General features: G+C 70.1%; 10 protein-coding genes and 1 pseudogene. 7 read left to right on the top strand and 4 right to left on the bottom strand.

Features of this window, described 5'->3' with window-relative positions:
- Positions 1–19: 19 nt before the first annotated feature.
- The 3 genes and pseudogenes from ACERM0_RS17520 to recC form a co-directional block, all read right to left on the bottom strand.
- Positions 20–2,533 carry a 3'-5' exonuclease gene (locus tag ACERM0_RS17520; RefSeq protein WP_373679908.1) on the bottom strand — a complete coding sequence of 838 codons (2,514 nt, stop codon included), beginning with the start codon at positions 2,531–2,533 and terminating at the stop codon, positions 20–22.
- A 46-nt stretch (positions 2,534–2,579) separates the two neighbouring features.
- A pseudogene (locus ACERM0_RS17525) lies at positions 2,580–3,473 on the bottom strand (UvrD-helicase domain-containing protein); the annotation flags it as partial.
- Positions 3,470–6,961 (bottom strand): exodeoxyribonuclease V subunit gamma, encoded by a 3,492-nt coding sequence (gene recC, locus ACERM0_RS17530; protein WP_373679954.1) that lies wholly within the window; start codon positions 6,959–6,961, stop codon positions 3,470–3,472. The pseudogene ACERM0_RS17525 and the gene recC, both read right to left, overlap by 4 nt.
- A 2,003-nt stretch (positions 6,962–8,964) precedes the next feature.
- On the opposite strand from recC, the gene ACERM0_RS17535 reads away from it, so the two are divergent.
- Genes ACERM0_RS17535 through ACERM0_RS17550 form a run of 4 tightly spaced genes read left to right on the top strand, consistent with a single transcriptional unit; the run spans position 8,965 to position 12,648 of the window.
- On the top strand, positions 8,965–9,621 hold the full coding sequence (locus ACERM0_RS17535; RefSeq protein ID WP_373679909.1) for a cysteine hydrolase family protein: 657 nt from the start codon (positions 8,965–8,967) through the stop codon (positions 9,619–9,621).
- 14 nt (positions 9,622–9,635) lie between these two features.
- Positions 9,636–10,700, top strand: a complete 1,065-nt coding sequence (locus tag ACERM0_RS17540; protein WP_373679910.1) for an ABC transporter substrate-binding protein — start codon at positions 9,636–9,638, stop codon at positions 10,698–10,700.
- A 28-nt stretch (positions 10,701–10,728) separates the two neighbouring features.
- The gene (locus ACERM0_RS17545; RefSeq protein ID WP_373679911.1) at positions 10,729–12,423 is read left to right on the top strand and encodes a thiamine pyrophosphate-dependent enzyme; all 1,695 of its coding nucleotides are present in this window, start codon (positions 10,729–10,731) and stop codon (positions 12,421–12,423) included.
- Positions 12,424–12,462: 39 nt separating this feature from the next.
- Complete coding sequence (locus ACERM0_RS17550; RefSeq protein ID WP_373679912.1) at positions 12,463–12,648, top strand: twin-arginine translocase TatA/TatE family subunit; 186 nt, start codon at positions 12,463–12,465, stop codon at positions 12,646–12,648.
- Here ACERM0_RS17550 and ACERM0_RS17555 read toward each other — a convergent pair.
- Complete coding sequence (locus ACERM0_RS17555) at positions 12,645–13,451, bottom strand: IclR family transcriptional regulator (protein WP_373679913.1); 807 nt, start codon at positions 13,449–13,451, stop codon at positions 12,645–12,647. The two genes, ACERM0_RS17550 and ACERM0_RS17555, sit on opposite strands and share 4 nt — an antisense overlap.
- A gap of 133 nt (positions 13,452–13,584) precedes the next feature.
- Between ACERM0_RS17555 and ACERM0_RS17560 the strand changes: the two genes are divergently transcribed.
- From ACERM0_RS17560 to ACERM0_RS17570, 3 genes are all read left to right on the top strand, one after another.
- Positions 13,585–14,397: a cyclase family protein gene (locus ACERM0_RS17560; RefSeq protein ID WP_373679955.1), complete on the top strand. Its 813-nt coding sequence runs from the start codon at positions 13,585–13,587 to the stop codon at positions 14,395–14,397.
- Positions 14,398–14,413: 16 nt separating this feature from the next.
- Positions 14,414–15,607, top strand: coding sequence for an MFS transporter (locus ACERM0_RS17565; RefSeq protein ID WP_373679914.1), 1,194 nt, complete (start codon positions 14,414–14,416; stop codon positions 15,605–15,607).
- Positions 15,608–15,749: 142 nt separating this feature from the next.
- Entirely contained in the window at positions 15,750–17,375 is a 1,626-nt protein-coding gene (locus tag ACERM0_RS17570) for an ABC transporter substrate-binding protein (protein ID WP_373679915.1), read from the top strand.
- Positions 17,376–17,385: the final 10 nt, after the last annotated feature.

A 17,385-nucleotide genomic window follows, 5' to 3' on the forward strand; every position in this document is an offset into this window, starting at 1 on the left:
CTGGTGGCCTCGGACGCACTCATACCGGCACGCCGTGGAGCAGGTCGCTGGTCGTGGTGATCAGCGAGGTGGGCGGCGACCACGCGAACACCCCGCACGGCCGGCCGTCAGGCGCCGGTGTTTCTGGCCCGGCCATGCCGCGCAGGAACAGATACAGGACGCTTCCGAGGTTGGTTGCCGGGTCGTAGTCCTCGCCCAGCCGCCACCGCAACATCCGGTGCGCCGCCACCGCGTACAGCAGCGCCTGAACCGGGTAGTGGGTGCGGGTCATCGCATCGGCCAGTGCCTCCTGGCGGTAGTCGAAGGCGGTCAGCGGCTCGCCCCACACGCCGAGCCGGTTGGTCTTGTAGTCGATCACGTGGAACACGTCACCGGCGGCGCCCCGGCGGCGCACCACGAGGTCGATGAAACCGCCGAGGAAGCCACGCAGCGGTCGGTCCAGCAGTGAGGTCGGCACCGCGTCCGGGTAGCCGGCCAGCGGGTCGTCGGCGGGTAGGTGCTCGCGCAGCAGCCCCACCAAGTCGCCGACCGTCGCCGGGTCGCCACCCGCGCGGTCCAGCGGCAGCTCGAACGCCATCTCGTCCTGGCGATCCCGCAGCCCCACGTCCCGAAGCGCCAGACCGCCGGCGGAGTCCCCTAGCGGGGTCTCGAGCACCGCCCGCAGTCCTGCGACGAGCAGGCCGGTGTCGAGGTCGAGTCGGCGCCGCCGCAACTGACCCGCGACCGCCTCGCTGAGGGCCGCGTCGAGATCGGCTGCGGCGAAGTCAGTGTGCTCGAGCACCCCGTGCACGAAGGTGCCAACGTGCCGGCCGCCGGGCAGCTCGGCTAGAGGCAGTGTCACCTCGCGTAGGCCGTGTGCGTCGGCCCAGACCGGCTCGCCCGTCGGCACGTGATCCTCCTCGCCCTCGAGGTCCGGGGCGGGTTCGTCGTCCTTGACCCGTTCGTCCGGCTCGGACCCCACGCGCGGGTCGTCAACGTCCAGCGCAGTCAGGGCGCTGTAGGAGGTGCGCCGCCACGTCTGGTCGAGGGTGCGGGTGAAGCGTGCGCGGTCGAGCGCCACCTCGGCGACTGGCTCTTGCTCCCACCGGTCACTCGCCGGTGCCGGCGGCACGGTCTCGACCGCGATCGTCCCGTCGCTGCCGGCGGCCACCGCGTCAAGCGCAGCAAGGATCTCGGCATCGCCCGGCAGGGGGGCGGGCTGATCGCAGTCGGGCACGCCGTCCCCGTCCCGGCAAAGGAGCACCCGCCCCAGCCCCGACCACTCCGGCACACCGGCCGGCGCGTACCACGCCACCACCTGGTGCTTGGCCCGGGTCATCGCCACGTACAGCAGGCGAAGCTCCTCGCCCCGAGCCTCCTCCTCGGCGGTGGCGACGTGGGCGCCGAACGTGTCGTCACCGGAGCCGCCGACATCCAGAAGGCGCGTCCCGTCGGCGTCGTGGAAAACCGGCGTGGCGGAAGCCGACGCACTCGAGGACCACAGGAACGGGCAGAACACGACGGGGAACTCGAGGCCCTTGGAGCCGTGGATCGTCATGATCTGCACGGCGTCGCGGTCGGTCTCGAGCCGTCGGAGCCGGTCGTCGTCGCCCTCGCGCCCCGCCTCGGCGCACCGGTCGCGGAACCACGTGACCAGGCCCGCGGTGCCGAGGTGTTCGCCGGTAGCGGCGGCGTGGGCGAGCTCGGCGATGTGTTCGAGGTCGGCCAGCAGCCGCTCGCCGCCCTCGACGGCCAGCAGCCGTCGGCGCACGTCACGCTGCAGCAGGATCGACCGGAAGGTTGTCGCCACGCCGTAGACGCTCAGTGTGTGTGCCCACCGGTTGACCTCGTCGTGGAGGCGGTCCCAGTCGTTTCCGGATGCCCCCGCGAGCCCGTCGGCGGTCCATCCGACCCACAAGGTCAGCGCAAGCGCGCGCACCCGCGACGCCGCGGCGGGGCGTTCCAGCGCGTCCAGCAGTCGGCGCCAGGCGGTGGCGGCCGGGGTCGCGAACACGCTGCCCGCCCCGCCTACCACGGCGGGGACGCCAATCGTCTGCAGTGTGTCCTGCACCAGGCTGGCCTGCACGTGCGAGCGCACCAGCACCGCGACGTCGCCGGGTACCACCGCCCGCCGGCCGACTTCGCGACCGTCCCGGTCGCGGTCGACCAGCTCGGTGCCGGTCGAGAGCAGCCGCACGACGTCGGCGGCCAGGTCCCGGGCGATGAGGTCGCGCACCTGGTCAGCGTTGGGCTTGTTCTCCCATATGCGGAAGGCGTCATACCGCGGCACCACCCGCAGCCGCAGCGGCTCTGGGTGGTCGGCGACCCGGAAGCGAGGCGCGTCGTGACCCGGGGCGGCGTCGACGGGGCGGTGGGCGATCTCGGGGTGCCCGAACGCGACCCCGTCGAACAGCGCCCTGAACGCCTTCAGCAGCCCCGCGTCGGCGCGCCAGCTCGTGCCCAGCGTGCGGCGCCGCTCGGCGATTCGGACGGCCTGCAGGTAGGCGTGGACGTCGGCGCCCCGGAAGGCGTAGATCGCCCTGCTTTGGGTCACCGATCAGCACCAGTGCCCGGCCAGCGGTGTCGGCGTCGTCCGGGGTGTCGGTGAACGCGCGGGACACGATGCGCCACTGGACCGGGTCGGTGTCCTGAAACTCGTCGATGAGGGCCACCCGGTAGCGCTGGCGCAGCGACGCCCGGGCGGGCTCGCCCTGGTCGGAGTCGTGCAGGGTGGCGTCCAGCCGGGTGAGCAGGTCGTCGTAGGAAAGCAGCCGTCGCTGCCGTGCGCGGCGGGAAACCTCGGCACGGATACGGTGGGCGAGCTCGAGTTGCAGTTTGGCGACCGGGTCGCTCGGGGCGTCGGGCACGAGCGGTGTCGCGGGGCTGGCGACCACGGCACGGCCAAGCCCCAGCAGGGTGTCGCGGTCGATCCGTGGCCGGTCGGATGGGACGACGTACGTGGTGACGAGCAGGTCGTCTACGACCTCCTCAACGAGCTCGGCGACGTCGTCGACCAGCTCGGCATCGCGGTCGAGGTCGCTGGCGATCCCGAGCCCATCGAGCACGTGCTGGCAGAACCCGTGGATGGTGGAGATCGTCGCCATGTCAATATCGGCCAGGGCGCGGATCAGCCGGGCTTGCCGGTGCAGCAGCTCATTGTCGTCGGCGACATCGGCGACTGAGGCAAGCACGGGGTCGTCGCGGTCGGGCTCAATGTCGCGCCGCAGCACCGCCTCGACGTGGTCGGCGGTCTCGACCAGCCGGGAGCGGACCCGGTTGCGCAGCTCGGCGGTGGCTGCCCGGGTGAAGGTCACGACCAGCAGCTGGGAAAGACGCAGGTCGGTCTCGGCGACCCATCGCGTCGCCAGCCCGGCGATGGTGAAGGTCTTACCAGTGCCGGCCGAGGCCTCTAGCACGACCGTGCCCGCCGGCAGGTCACCACGCAGGTCGAACGGCGTCGAGCCGTCGAGCGGGGTGCCTATCGTTACGGTCATGACTGCTGCCGTCGCTGCTCGGCAGCCAAGACCGGTTCCCACAGCCGCCACGCGTACGCGACGAACCGGCGGTGGTCGTCGGCCCAGGATTCCTCTTCGGCGTCGCGGCAGACCTCGGCGAGAAGATCGTCGGTGGCCATCTGCCGGCCGAGCACCAGCAGGTGGTAGGGGTCGAGGTCCTCGCGGGCCAAAGGCGCAAAGGCGTCGGTCTCCCACACCTTGGCCACATACTGCTCGGCGGCCTGCACCCTGTGGAGGTTGTCGGCGACCTTGGCAGACGCCTCGCAGAACAACGGCAGCGGCGACCGCATGCCGCGGTCGTACAGGTCAACCAGGCGACGCAACTGAGTGGTCGCGTAGGCGGCGACGTCCTGGGCATCGTCGGCGGGACGGCGCAACAGCACGGCCTGGGCGGTGTTGCGCTGCCACGGGTGCCGTCCGATCGTGACCGCTCCAACCTCGGCGGTCGGGTCGTGGGCCGACAGCGCCAGCCACCGCGTCCACGCAGCCAGCCGCTGCTTGGGCTTGACCTTCGAGTAGCCGACAGCGGTCAGCATCCGGCTGGCTCCCGTCGCCAATACATCGGGGACGCTGCCCACCAGCAGCCGCCCATCGGGCAGGGTGACCCGGACATCGACGGTGTCCCGGTTGCCGCGCTGCACGCCGATCCTTCCGCACAGGGCGATGATGCGGTCGACGTGCCCACGGATGCGGTCGATGTCGACATCGGCCAGCGCCCCGGGCGGAACCAACCCGCGGGCGCGCACGACCGCGAGGGTCCGCTCGGGGTCGTCGCCGTCGCGCCATCCCTGCACGATCGAGTCGCCGACCTTCCACTCGTCCAAGCCCTCCAACGACGCAACGATCTGGTCCACGGTCGCGTCCTCGCCGGTGGGCAGGGTCACCTCCAGGCGTTGCCGCACGAACGCTTCCGCGGGGTGTTCGAGGAAGGCGACGAGGTCGCCGAGCTCGATCACGTCGATGTCCAGCGGAGGCAGTGGCGTGGCGAGAAACGGTGCGGGGGGAGCAGGTGAGGAGCGGGCGGCCTCGGCGGCGGCGAGTGTGGCGGGGTCGAAGCCCCACGGCCCCGCCTGTTGCAGCAGCGCCCCGGGGGTGAAGTTGCGCTGGTCGTGCTCGGCCAGGGGGTGGCGCACGACCAAGTGGTGGCGCGGCCGGCGGTCGTCGAGCCTGGCGACGGTGCGGTCGATCACGTCAAGCAGCTCGTCGACGGGTACGGCCGGGGAGCGATCAGCGTTGGTGCGCACGTCGCGGCCGGACCAGGTGACCACGAGCGTCTCGGTAGCGGCCAGCAGGGCGTCGAGCAGTAGCTGGCGGTCCTCGGAGTGAGCGTCGTGGTCGCCGACTCGGGGTGCGGCCGCCAGCAGATCATCGCTGTCGGCGACGGTCCTGCGCGGGAACGCCCCGTCGTCGAGCCCGAGCAAGCACACCGCCCGGTGCGGGACCGATCGCATCGGCACGAGCGTGGAGAAAGTGAGATCGCCGGTCCGATGGCTGGAGGTGGTGGGCCGGCCGGTGAGCCGTGCGGCAAGCACGGTGCGAACCTCGGGCAGGGTAAGCGCGACTGGGTTGGGTCGGCCTTCGGTGGAGGCCTCGTCGACAAACTCGTCGAGAATCCGATGTAGCTGCAGCCGCTGCCAGGTCGTGTCGCCGTCGGTGGCAGTGAGTCGGTCCGAGGCTGTCCCCACCGCCTCGCGCCAGCCGTCGACGGGGCGCGGGTCGGCGAGGTCGGCGAGGACGTCCGCGAGCCGGGTGAGCAGTTCGACGAACCGGCCGGCGAGCTCGGTGGCCTGGCCTTCGAGGCCGTCGTAGGGGGCGACGCCGTCAACCAGCCGGAGGTCCTCGTCGGCCATGGCGGCGCCGAGCAGCAGCCGCTCGACCCCGGCCCGCCAAGTGTGGGCGTCCAACGCCGGTAGGCCGTGGCGTTCGCGATGGGCGGCGTCGAAGCCCCAGCGGATTCGCAGGTCGCCGACCCAGGCTTCAAGAGTGCCGAGGTCGTCCTCGGCGAACCCGAACCGGCGACGCACCGGCTCGCTGGCCAGGAGGTCGAGCACGTCCGAAGCGGTCACACGCCCGTCGGCGAGTTCCAGCACCTGCGAGACCACCTCGAGCACAGGGTTGGTGCCGCGCAGGGACCGGTCGGCCAACCGAACCCGCAAGCTTGGCGGGGCGTCGGGCGGGGACGCGTTAGGTGCGGTGCGGTCGTCGACGATCGCGTCGGCGCCGAACACGGCGGTGATCAGCGGCGCGAACGTCTCGATGTCGGGGCACATGACGATCACGTCGCGCAGCTCAGGGCCGTCGTCGTCATCGAGCAGGTGCAGGATCACGTCGCGTAGCACCTCGACCTGCCGCAGGCGACCATGGCAGTCATGCAACTGCACCGACCGGTCCTGCGGGTCCAGCAGCGGCTTGTCGCCGCCGGTCGGGGCGCCGGGGTGAATGTCGTCGCGGACGGCGGCCTGCAGCCTTTCGAGCAGCGTCGGACCGCGGCCGCCCGGCGGGGCGTCCGGGTCGTCCTGGGTAAGGTCGTGGTGCGTGACGGTGGCGTCGGCCGGCAGCGGGGACGTGAGCTGCAGTTCGCGGACATCGCGGCCCCAGGACCGCAGCAGCGGGTTGCGTGGTAGGTCGGCAGTCGCGTCGGCGTCGCGGAGTGGGAGGATCTGGCCGCTGCCGCGGTCGGAGGCGGTGAGGTCGTGGATGCGGTCCCAGAGGTTGCGGGAGGGGTGCAGGACCAGTAGGTGCAGGTCGCGATGAACGCCGAGCGCGGCGACGACCTCGAGGAAGGTGGCGGGGAGAGCGGTCAGTCCGAACATCGCGAGCCGCGGCGGCAAGTCGAGCAGGCTCGGATCGTCGCGGAGGGCGGCCAGCGCGGCGGCGTGCCGTTCGGCGAAGCTCGGCAGGTCGAGTCGGTACCTGACGGCCCGCCACAGCTGCGGTTGCCAGTGATGCCGGGAGGCTAATGGGGTGCCGTCGGGTCCTACGTCGTCGCCGTCGCGCCAGCGGCAGATCATGGCGGGGCGGTGCACGCCGTAGTGGTCGAACAGGTCGGCCAGGCGCCGAACCGCGCTGAGCCGCCGGGCCAATCCAGTGCCGTCGTCGTCCTGCCCTCCAACATGAGCGCGCAGAGGCCCAAGCATGGGGGCGGTTCGGTCACCGTCAACGATGGCGAGCAGCGGCCAGGTGAGCCGCTCGGGCAGCCAGGGGTCTCGGTCAGGGTTGATGCCGGAGCCGACGGCGACCGCCTCACGGATCAGCCGTCCCGGGAACGGAAACTCAACGTTGGCGCACACCCCGTCCGAGCCGAGGTTGCCGGTGCCGAGCCTGGCGGACAACTCCTGCGAGATCCACCGCTCGATGCCGCGCGACGGGACCGCGACGACCTCGGGCACGAGCGGTTCGGCCATGGGTACCGCGATCGCCTCCGCGAGCGCCCCCACGAGCCGATCCGCGCGTGGGGCGCGATGCACGTGCAGCAAGTCCGAACCGTCCCCGACGATGTGGGCAGCTGGGTTCCCAGGCCCTCACAAATGAGGCTAGCCATACGGTGCGATAGGAGACAGGAATCGTGCGGGGTAGGGAACCGCCGGGCGTGGTGACGCCGCGTCGACAGCTTGCCTGAGAGCGACTCTGGTCGCCGAGCTTCCTATGCCGACAAGCTCGCGAAGAAGGTGCACAGTCTCGGGAACGTGCGTCGGGGCGTCTTGCAGCACTTCGGGCTGGAGGTGGATGAGCGGGATGCCGAGGGGTGGACCACCGCCGGGCTCTTCGTTACGCGTTACCCAGCAGTGAGCGCCTACTATCGCGCCGCCGCCTTCCCGGTCGTCAGAATCGATGAACTACGATCCTGGCTGAGTCGTTCGGTCTAGTGTCCCAATCCTCCTCTGCGATCTCGGTCGTCGTTCAGTCATGCCGACGGCGTCGGGGTCCGCCGGCTGGATGGTCAGGGCCGGAGCGCGTTGGTGAGTCGCAGTGCCGTGCGGCGATTCGACTAGTGCGCTCCCGGAGAAACGCCCGCGTATTTCAGAACGCACTCGCCCTAGGCTCAGTAGCACTGGCCCGAGCGCATACCGACACGCGAGATTGATGGTGGTGCGTTCGTTATAGTGCCGCCTCTCGCTAGTCGCGTGGCCATGTGGACTCTCGAGCGGCCAACCGAGCCCGAGCGCTAACGCCCTCATGGTTGTGTGGGGGTCGGGACGCAGGCCCGCGACCTAGCGTCTCGAGGCTCCCGGTGGGATGACTCGATAACGCCCTGTCGCCTTTCTCGGCTGACTTGATCCCGAGCCGTCGTCCGCCGATTGCTGGACCATCCCGGAACAGGGCAAAGGAAGCCCCTTTTTTTTAAGCTGCGAGCGGCTCTCCCACCGGTGCAGCAATTGCGCTGAACCTGCTCATCAAGAGCATCAGGACGGTTCGTTCGGACTCCGCAACCTCGCCAACTACCGCAGCCGCTGCACTGCTGGCTAGGATGCAACGAACCCGCCACCGTCCGAGTCCGAGGCTGCGCTCCCTCGGTCGCTGCGTAGGGCCAGTTTTTCGGAGGGAGTTTAGGGGTGTCCCGAGGCACCGGACACTAGGCCCTGACTCGATCATCAATCCGCGGGGTGCGTACGATGTTCATCGGTATGGCCGCCCTCTTCACCCTCTACCTGTTCCTTTTTTGCACATCATTAAAACGGGCGCGGGGAGGCATGACGCCGGGGGGCGGTCGACCGGGAGACTACGAGACACCTCCGCCGTACTAACGGTGTAGGTCGGCGCTGTCTGGCTTTCGTGACCAACGGCAACCAGTGCGCTCGTTGGCTGGGTTCGTCCTCGTCCGAGCGTATGGGCCGCTCCGGGTTGTCGATCATGTTGCCAATTAATGAATCGCATGGCGGCGCCTACGTCCCGCATGCGGGTGCTCCCACGTCTTTGCGCATTCTGCCTAGTGCGAATCGTCGGCTTAGCCGTCGCACCGGTAGGCGCAGATCATTGAGTGGCACCAGCGTTGGCCTGGATTCCGTGGCTTGGTGATTGTCGGCACTCAAATACGGCACATCGCAAGAAAAGGATTCTATGGCCATGAGAGTCCCCGCTGTGGCGGGTCAGCCGGCCTCGCATTCGAGCCACGGCCGACTACACACCTCCGGGTGGAAGATGCGCGTCGGTTCGCTGACTTGCCTGGCGGCCTCCCCGACGATCTCGACCGGCTCTAGCGTGGAATAGGCCGATGGTTTGGGCAAACGGTCGTCGCGGCTCCCGCGCCGTACCGTCCTCTTTCCGACCTTTCCCAAGTCTGATGTCCGCTCCCCGTCCCCCCAGCGCCGGAAGCGGGGCTCCGTCGGTCCGTGCATCAGCTTGCTGACTGTCGCCCCCGTGGCCATGCGGGCGCGCCCATCAGGGCGAGTGGTCCTCCGAGGTGCCCGCAGGAGTTGCACGGCTCCGAAAGACCTCCTATGTTCCGGTCAAAGGGAATGGGTTCCGGTGGATGGAACAAGATGTGGGTGGGCTTGGGAGCGACGTCCCGCCGACGTTGTCGGCTGACCGCGTTGTGTTGCTACTAGTTGATCTGCAGAACGACTTTCTGCACCCCGACGGTGCTTCGGGTCGCTTGGGCCGCTTGGCGCCAGACATCCGTGACGTCCTCGCACCGCTTAAGGACTTCGTCGGCGTACGTCGCGATCAGGGGATCCCGGTCGTCTACACCCGACGCTTCATGCGCCCCGGCGAAGCCACGACCTCGACCGCGGCCCTCGCAGAACAGCGCCACACCTACTGCTTGCCGGGGAGTTGGGGCGCCGACATCGTCGACGACCTGCCGCCCGAACCCGGTGATCTCGTCGTGGACAAGCCCGGCGCTAGTGCCTTCCTGCGGACTTCGCTGACCAAGCACCTTCGAAACCTCGGTCGATCTCACGTGCTCGTCGCCGGAGTGACCCTCGAGGTGTGCGTCGAGTCGACGGTCCGCGACGCGCAGGACCTCGGCTTCTCGCCCGTGCTGCTGCGTGACCTGACCTGGCCGAACAGGGGCGCCCAGGCCGAAGCGACCCACGCGCGTCTGGAGCGCCACTTCTGCGCCGTCGTCGAGGCCGTCGACGTCGACCGGCAACTCGCCGGTCAGGCTACGCCAGCGACGTCTCAGTGAAGAGGGAGCTTTCCATGAACGAGCCGAGCACCATCAGCCGCCGCACGTTCCTGCGACGTGCGGGCGGAACCGCCCTGTTGCTGCCGATGTCCTCGGGCGCGCTCGGCACGGTCCTGTCGGCGTGCAGCGGGGGAGCGCCACAGGAGACGGCCGAGCTGTCGACGGCCTACATGACCGCCCTCGGGCTGGGCACCAACTTCCTCGAGGTGATGGTCGCCGCCGAACGCGGCTTCTTCGCCGACGAAGGGCTCGAGGTCGACATCATGGGCGGCCAGGGCAGCGGCCCAGCCATCCAGTCCGTGCTCGCCCGGTCGGCCGAGCTCGCACGCACCGACCCGATCAACTCGATCCCGGCGGTGATCAACGAAGGTGCCGAGCTCACCAACATCGCCACCGTGCAACAGGTGTCACCCTTCGAGATCGCCTCGCTGCCCGAGGCGCCCATCACCGACCCGGCCGACCTCGACGGCAAGACGATCGGCATCGTGTCGGCGGGCGGCGGGACCGACACGCTGCTCGACCTGCTGCTCATCTCGGCCGGCCTTACACCGGACACCGTCAGCCGCCCGGTCGTCGGCGTCGGATTCGCGCCGTACGAGCTCGCCCGCAACGGCGAGATCGACGGCTGGGTGGCGCAGTCGACGGCCCGTGCCCTCATCGAACGCGAAGAGAGCGTGCAACTCCCGGTGATCCTGCCCAACGACCACGTCTCGTTGCCGTCGAGCTCCTACATCCTCTCGCGCCAGCAGACCGACGTCGACAGCGAGGTGCCGGTCCGCTTCCTTGCCGGTGTGCTGCGCGCGATGGAGTGGATGCTCGACGAGAGCAACCACGAACAGGCTGTGGCCGACCTGCGCGTCTACAACCCCGACATCGACCCGGAGCAGGCCGCATTCGAGCTTCCACTGCTGGTCGAGTCGTGGACGGCTGGGCGCGGCGCCGACGCGCTGCTCGAACTCGACACCGACGAGTGGGACCAGGCCCAGGCGGGGCTGCAGGGGGCCGGCCTGGTCGAGACCACCGTCGACCTCGACCAGCTGCTCGACACGCGCTACCTCGACCAGGTGAAGGGTCGCTGAGCAGACCGCGTCGCCAATCGGAGCCACGATGACCTCGTCCGGCCAGCCCGGCACGATCGCCGCCGACCTGCTCGCCGCCGCCGCACAGGGCGGCGTCCGCAACCTCTGGATGACCACGGGTTCCGACCTGACGTCGTTCCAGGAAGCGGTCGCGGCGTTGCGTGCGGCCGGCGTGCCGACCCCGGGCATCCTCACCGCCCCCCACGAGCACGTCGGCCTCTCTGCCGCGATCGGCGAGACGATGGTCACCGGCGGGCCGAGCATGACGGCCGTCCACGCCGACCTCGGCCTGCTGCATCACGGTGGCGCGATCCACAACGCGCTCATGGGCCAGGCGCCGGTGCTGATGATGAGCGGCTATCCGCCCGTGACCGACGCGCGCCGCACGGCGCCGGTCTACTGGTACCAGCAGCGCTTCGACCAAGGCGAGATCGTCCGCCAGTACGTCCGCTGGGACTACAAGCTCTCGACCCTCGACGATGCGGGCCGCGTGGCCGCCCGGGCGCTGCAGGTCGCCCGCTCGGCACCGACCGGCCCGGTCTACCTCGCCGTGCCGGACGAGGTCGGACGTGCCCCCCTGCCCGCCGGGCGCTGCCCGGGTGGCCCGGCCGAGGCGTTGCCGCCGGCCCGGCTGGGCGCCGGGCCCGAGGATCTCGTCTCCGAGGTCGCCCGTCGCCTGCTGGCTGCGGAGCGGCCGCTGTTCGTCACCGAGCGTTCCGGCCGCGATCCCGCGACCGTGGCCGTGCTCTCGCGCCTGCTCGACCGGTTCGCCATCGGGGTCGTCAACGGCCGCTTCCGCGTCAACGTCGAGGACGGTCACGGCAGCCTGCTCGCGGCCGACGCACTCGGGACCGCCGACGTGGTCGTCGCGCTCGAGAGTCCCGTGCCCTGGATCCCCGCGGCGGGCTCGCCCGACCCGCAGGCCTGGGTGGCGCTGGTCGGCAGCGACCCGCTCAACCGCGACATCCCGCTCGGCGACTTCCCGGCAGCCGCTCTCGCGCAGGCCGACCCTCACGCCTTCCTGCTCGCACTCGAGGAGGCGCTGGCGCAGGCATGCGACGGGAACGACCGCGAACGCATCGACCGCCGACGGCGCGGCTGGCTCGCACCGCCCGCCGAGGCCGCCGCCACCCCGTCATCCGGTGCGCTCAGCCCGGCGCTTGTGGCCGCCACGCTCGACGAGGTGATGGACGAGACCGACTTGCTCGTGTCCGAGGTCTTCGACACCAGCCCGATCCGACGCACCCGGCCCGGCACGATGTTCGAGAAGGGCGCGTCCAGCCTCGGCTGGGCCCAGGCCGCCGCGGTCGGCGCCCGCTACGCCTCGGGTGACACCCCGACCGTCGCCGTGACCGGCGACGGCTCGTATCTGTTCGGCGCGCCGACCTCGGCGTTGTGGCTGCAGGAGGCCATCGACACGCCGGTGCTCACGGTCGTGCTCAACAACGGCGGCTACCGGACCGGCACGACCACGCTGCGTGCCCACTATCCGGACGGTCACGCGATGCGCGCCCGTGACCTCAGCGGCGGCACGCTCGACGCCCCCCGGTTCGACTTCGCCTCGCAGGCCGCCGGATCCGGTGCGCACGGCGTCGTCGTCGAGTCCCCGGCCGACCTCGTCGACGCGCTGCGCAGGGCTCGCAAGGTCGTCGAGGACGCACGGGTGCCGGCCGTCGTCGACGTCCACCTGCCCACCCACCGCGACCAGCTCGGCCTGACCTGACCACGCGCGGCGTCAGCCGTGCCCGATACCGGAGTCCACATGCCCACGCTTCCCGGCGGGTTCGAACTCGTCGTCATCCTCTTCGTCGTGCTGCTGCTCTTCGGCGCTCGGAAGCTGCCGGCCTTGGCCGGATCGATCGGCACCAGCATGCGCGAGTTCCGTCGCGCCGCGCAGGAAGAGGCCGCAAACGGCAAGGCCGGCGAGTCCGCGAAGGACGCCGACTAGACCGACGCGACCTCTGGTTCGGCGGGCGACGAGGTGTGACCGAGTCGGTGCGAGAGGTCGGCCGTCGTCGACAGCAGCACGGCGACGACGTCATCGACCTCGTCGCGGAGCCGCTCAAGCGGGCCGCAGACGGAGATGACCGCGACCGGCCGGCCGCGGTGGTCGATAACCGGGCTCGCGATGCTCCCGGCGCCAGCCTGACGCTCCCCGAACGACAGCGCGTACCCCCGTGCCCGCACCTCGCGGAGTTCGCGGCGCAGCGCATCGGGGTCCACGATCGTGCGGTCGGTCAGCGCCGACAACTTGCGGCCGGCGATGTACTCCTCCTGCTCAACCTCGGGCAGAAAGGCCAGGAATGCCTTCGACGAGCCGCCGGCGTGGAGGGGGAAGGGTCGTCCGAGCGCCACGGTCATCTTGACCTCGCGGTCGGGCGTCACCTGGTCGACGTACATCCGCTCCCAGCCGTAGCGCAGCGACAGCGTGGCGGTCTCGTTGGTGGCCTCGGACAAGCGGTGCAGGGCGGGCGCCGCGAGTGCGCGCACGTCGATGCGGTCGAGGTAGGCGACGCCCAAACTCAGGACCGCCGGCCCGAGCCGGTAGCGACGTGAGTCCTCCACCACCTCGACGAACCCCTTGGCGGTCAGGGTGGTCAGTACGCGGTGCACAACCGCCTTCGACAACCCCAGCTCGCGTGAGATCTCGGTGACCCCGAGGTCGGCCTGGTCGGCCGTAGCGAACAGCATGAGCACGTCGGCGGCCCGCTCGATTGTCGTGATGAGGCGACGTGGCTCGGCCTCGCTCATGGTTGCTCCCCAGCGTTTCTCTTGCGACCGGCGCCACGCTACTACAGGCCAACGGGAGCGCCGCGGATCGGTCGTGTATGCTTCTCGTGGAATATCGTTCCTGCTAGCGGAACACTTTACCGGGAGATGGCAATTGGCTGATGCACTTCTGGACGCCGTGCGCACGGGCGTGCGGGTCTATGATCTTTCGCGCCCGTACGCCATCGGGATGCCGCAGTCACCCAATCATCCGGTCTACTGGCACTCGCTGCCGCGCCGGCACGGCGACAAGGTCCGCGAAGACGGCGGGTCCGCGGCCAACGACATCATCGTGCTCGGCACCCACGTCGGCACTCACATCGACGCGCTCGCCCACGTATCCCACGAAGGCCAACTCCACGGCGGTGTCGACGCTGGCGACGCGCAGGTCGGCGGGCGTTTCCCCGTCCACGGGATCGACCAGGTGGCGCCGGGTGTGTTCGGCGGCATCCTCCTCGACGTCCCGGTCGCGCTCGGCCTCGATACGTGCGATCCCGGCTACGAGATCACGCCCGCCGACCTCGATGCCGCGCTCGAGCGCAGCGGCGCGATCCCGCAGCCCGGCGACATCCTCCTTGTCCGCTCCGGGTGGGGCGCCCGGTGGGATGAAGGTGCCGCCTACATCGGGACCGACTCCGGTGTCCCCGGTGTCGGTGAGGCCGGCGCGCGCTGGCTGGCGGCGCACCGCCCCCGCGCCGTCGGCGCCGACACCATCGCCTTCGAGCACCTCGCACCGGGCAAGGGGCACGCGGTCCTGCCGGCGCACCGCGTCCTGCTCGTCGAGGAGGGCATCAACATCATCGAGACTATGAACCTCGAGGAAATAGCCGCCGCCTCGCTCACCGAGTTCACACTGGCGCTCGCCCCGCTGCCGCTGGTTGGCGCCACCGGTTCGCCGTTGCGGCCTCTCGCGCTCACGTCTGCCTGACCGCGGGCGCGACGAGGTGCCCGGCGAGGCACGCAGCTACCGCCGACTCCTGCTCGACCGACAGTTCGGCCCCTTCGTCGGGGCGGCGCTGCTGTCCAACATCGGCAACTGGTTCCACGTCGTCACGTCGGTGATCGTGGTGCACGAGCTGACCGGGTCGGCCTTCATGGTCGGGCTGATCAGCTTCGCCAACTTCGCGGCCTTCCTCGTGCTGACGCCCCTGGCAGGCGTCGTCACCGACCGCACGTCGCGGCGACGTGTCTTGGTGCTCGCCCAGAGCGGCTCGGCACTCGCCGCCGCCGGTCTGGCCATCACCTTCCTCATCGGACATGGCAGCGCAGTCGGCGTCTTGGTCGCCAGTCTGCTGCTGGGCGTCGGCTCGGTCTTCAGCATCCCGGCCACGCTCTCGGTCGTGCCCGAACTCGTCCCACCAGCGGACCACGGCGCCGGTCTTGCACTCAACACGATCTCCATCAACGTCGCCCGCATGGTCGGCCCCGTCTTGGGCGCGTTCGTCCTCACCCAGGCGGGCGCCGGTCCGGCCTTCGCGGTCAACGCGGCCTCATTCGCGGTCTACGCGCTGGTGTGCCGCCGGTTACCCATCCCGGCGGCGGTCGCGACGACGACCCGCGTCGACGGGCGGTACCGGGTCGCCCTGCGTGCCGTCCGCTGCAACCGCGAACTGCGCGCCGCATTCGGCTGCGTGGTCGTCGTGGGCGTGCTGCTCGAACCCAACACGACCCTCGCCCCCGCCCTGGCAGAGGCGGTCGGGTCGAGCGAGTCGCTCGTCGGCTTCGTCGTCGGCGCTTTCGGTGCCGGGGCTCTACTCGGCGCCCCGATGGCGAAGCGGCCGCGGATCCTGTGCATGCCCACCGCGCGGGCCGGGTTCGCATTCGCGGCGGGCGGCACGGCCGCGATCATGCTCGCGCCCCACCCGGCGGCCCTGCTGGCCGGTTTCGGATTGCTCGGCGCCGGCTACCTGGCGGCAGTGACGGCCCTGACCACGCAGATCCAAGTCGCGGTGCCCATCGTGCTCCGTGGACGCGTCATGGCACTGTGGTCTCAGTTGCTCCTCGGCGTGCGCCCGATCTCGTCCGTCGTGCTCGGCGGCCTGACCGACCTCGCCTCGGTGCGCGTCGCCTCCGCGGCATTACTGGTGCTCGCTGTGGTGGGCTGGTCCCTGGCGGGGCGGCCCCCGCGCGCTCTCTGAGCGCCCCGCACTGGGGGTTGCCCATCCTCCTACCCGTTCCTAAGCTGTACCGGCATGCGGTATTGTGTTCCATTCAGGGAAACCGCAAGCCGGGCCGCACGGGGGAGGGCCGGCGCATGGGACATCAGGAGAGGGAACTGCCATGAGGATCCACCGTGGCAAGCGTCGACCGCTGATCGTGGTCCTGGCACTTGCGATGATGCTTGCCGCGTGTGGCGGCGGGCAGAGCGACGAACTCGGCACCGGTGAGGAGGCCGGCACCACCGAAGATCCCCAAGAGGAGGCCGACGCGGAGGCAGAGGCCGACGCGGGCGAGACGGCCGGTGGCGAGGTGGCCGAGCAGGTCAGCGTCGCCGTCGCCAACTTCCCGCCGTCCGCCGAGCCGTGGACGGGTGTCGGCTCGCCGGGCCAGTTCATGTGGAGCGCCGTTTTCGACGCGCTCACCGTGATCGACGACTCCGGTACGCCCCAGCCCGCACTGGCCGAGTCATGGGAGGCCGTGGACGACACCACGTGGCACTTCGTGCTGCGTGATGGCGTCGAGTTTCACAACGGCGACCCGTTGACCGTCGAGGACGTGGTCGGCACCTTCGAACTGCTGCTCTCCGAGGAGGGTGCGGCGTCTTACGGCTCGCACGTGGGCAACTACTCGTTCATCGAGTCCGTGAGCGCGGTCGACGACACGACCGTCGAGATCACCACCAGCCGTCCTGCTGTACTCCTGCCTGCCTCCATCTCCATCGTCTACGTCGTCCCAATCGCCCACTTCGAAGAGGTCGGCGCCGGCTCGTTCGCGACGGAACCGGTCGGCACCGGTCCCTACCAGTCGGTGACGTGGTCGAGCGATCGCATTGAGCTCGAACGCTACGAGGACAGCTGGCGCGACGCGCAGGTGGCCAACCTCGAGTTCGTCAACCTCAACGATCCGGCTGCCCGCAACCAGGCGCTGCAATCCGGGCAGGTCGACGTGATCCTCGCGAGTGGCGCGGACGCGGTGATCGAGCTCGAGTCCGCCGGCTTCGAGTCCTATGTCGCCCGCAGTGGCCGTGTCATGAGCGTGGCCTTCATCACCAACGACGGCGGACCGCTTGCCGACCAGACGGTCCGGCAGGCGCTCAACTACGCCGTCGACAGCGACGCGATCGCGGAAGCGCTCGTCGGTGGCCTCACCGAGGCCAGCGCGTGGCCACCCGAAGGCGTCAACGGCTACGACCCGGCCCGTGACCCCTACCCCTACGACCCCGAACTCGCGCGGCAGATGCTCGAGGAAGCCGGCTATGGCGACGGCTTCGACATCTCGGCCGAGGTCACACTCGGCGCCTTCCCGGCCGACCGCGAGATCTACGAGTCCGTCGCCTCCTACCTCGGTGAGGTGGGCGTGAACCTCGAGCTCATCCAAGTCGACTTCGCGCAGGAATGGCTGCCGAAGTACACCGGTGCCGGTGGCGCTGACTGGTCGGGCGAGGCGTTCGGCAGCACCTGGGTGTCGCCGCCGGTCCTCGACGCGGTCCGGCCGCTGACCCAGTACCGCTGTGACTGGTCGAACCCTTGGTTCTGCGACGCCGACCTCGATGCGATGCTCGACGACGTCGATGGCGAGTTCGACGCCGATGCGCGCAACGACAAGCTCGGTGAGCTGCTCGACTACGTCCGCGAGCACGCCCCCGTACTGTGGCTGATCGAGACGGTCGACCTGTGGGTCACCGCCCCAGACGTCGACGGTTGGGAAGTCCATTCCTTCAACCCCACGTATGAGCAGCTGAGCTGACCGACGACGG

The sequence above is a fragment of the Egicoccus sp. AB-alg2 genome (assembly GCF_041821065.1).
Lineage (GTDB): Bacteria > Actinomycetota > Nitriliruptoria > Nitriliruptorales > Nitriliruptoraceae > Egicoccus.

What these genes read in the sequence shown, in the direction of transcription:
- ACERM0_RS17535 (WP_373679909.1), top strand. Translation starts at nt 8,965, where the DNA reads ATGGAACAAGATGTGGGTGGGCTTGGGAGCGACGTCCCGCCGACGTTG.
- ACERM0_RS17540 (WP_373679910.1), top strand. Translation starts at nt 9,636, where the DNA reads ATGAACGAGCCGAGCACCATCAGCCGCCGCACGTTCCTGCGACGTGCG.
- ACERM0_RS17545 (WP_373679911.1), top strand. Translation starts at nt 10,729, where the DNA reads ATGACCTCGTCCGGCCAGCCCGGCACGATCGCCGCCGACCTGCTCGCC.
- ACERM0_RS17550 (WP_373679912.1), top strand. Translation starts at nt 12,463, where the DNA reads ATGCCCACGCTTCCCGGCGGGTTCGAACTCGTCGTCATCCTCTTCGTC.
- ACERM0_RS17555 (WP_373679913.1), bottom strand. Translation starts at nt 13,451, where the DNA reads ATGAGCGAGGCCGAGCCACGTCGCCTCATCACGACAATCGAGCGGGCC.
- ACERM0_RS17570 (WP_373679915.1), top strand. Translation starts at nt 15,750, where the DNA reads ATGAGGATCCACCGTGGCAAGCGTCGACCGCTGATCGTGGTCCTGGCA.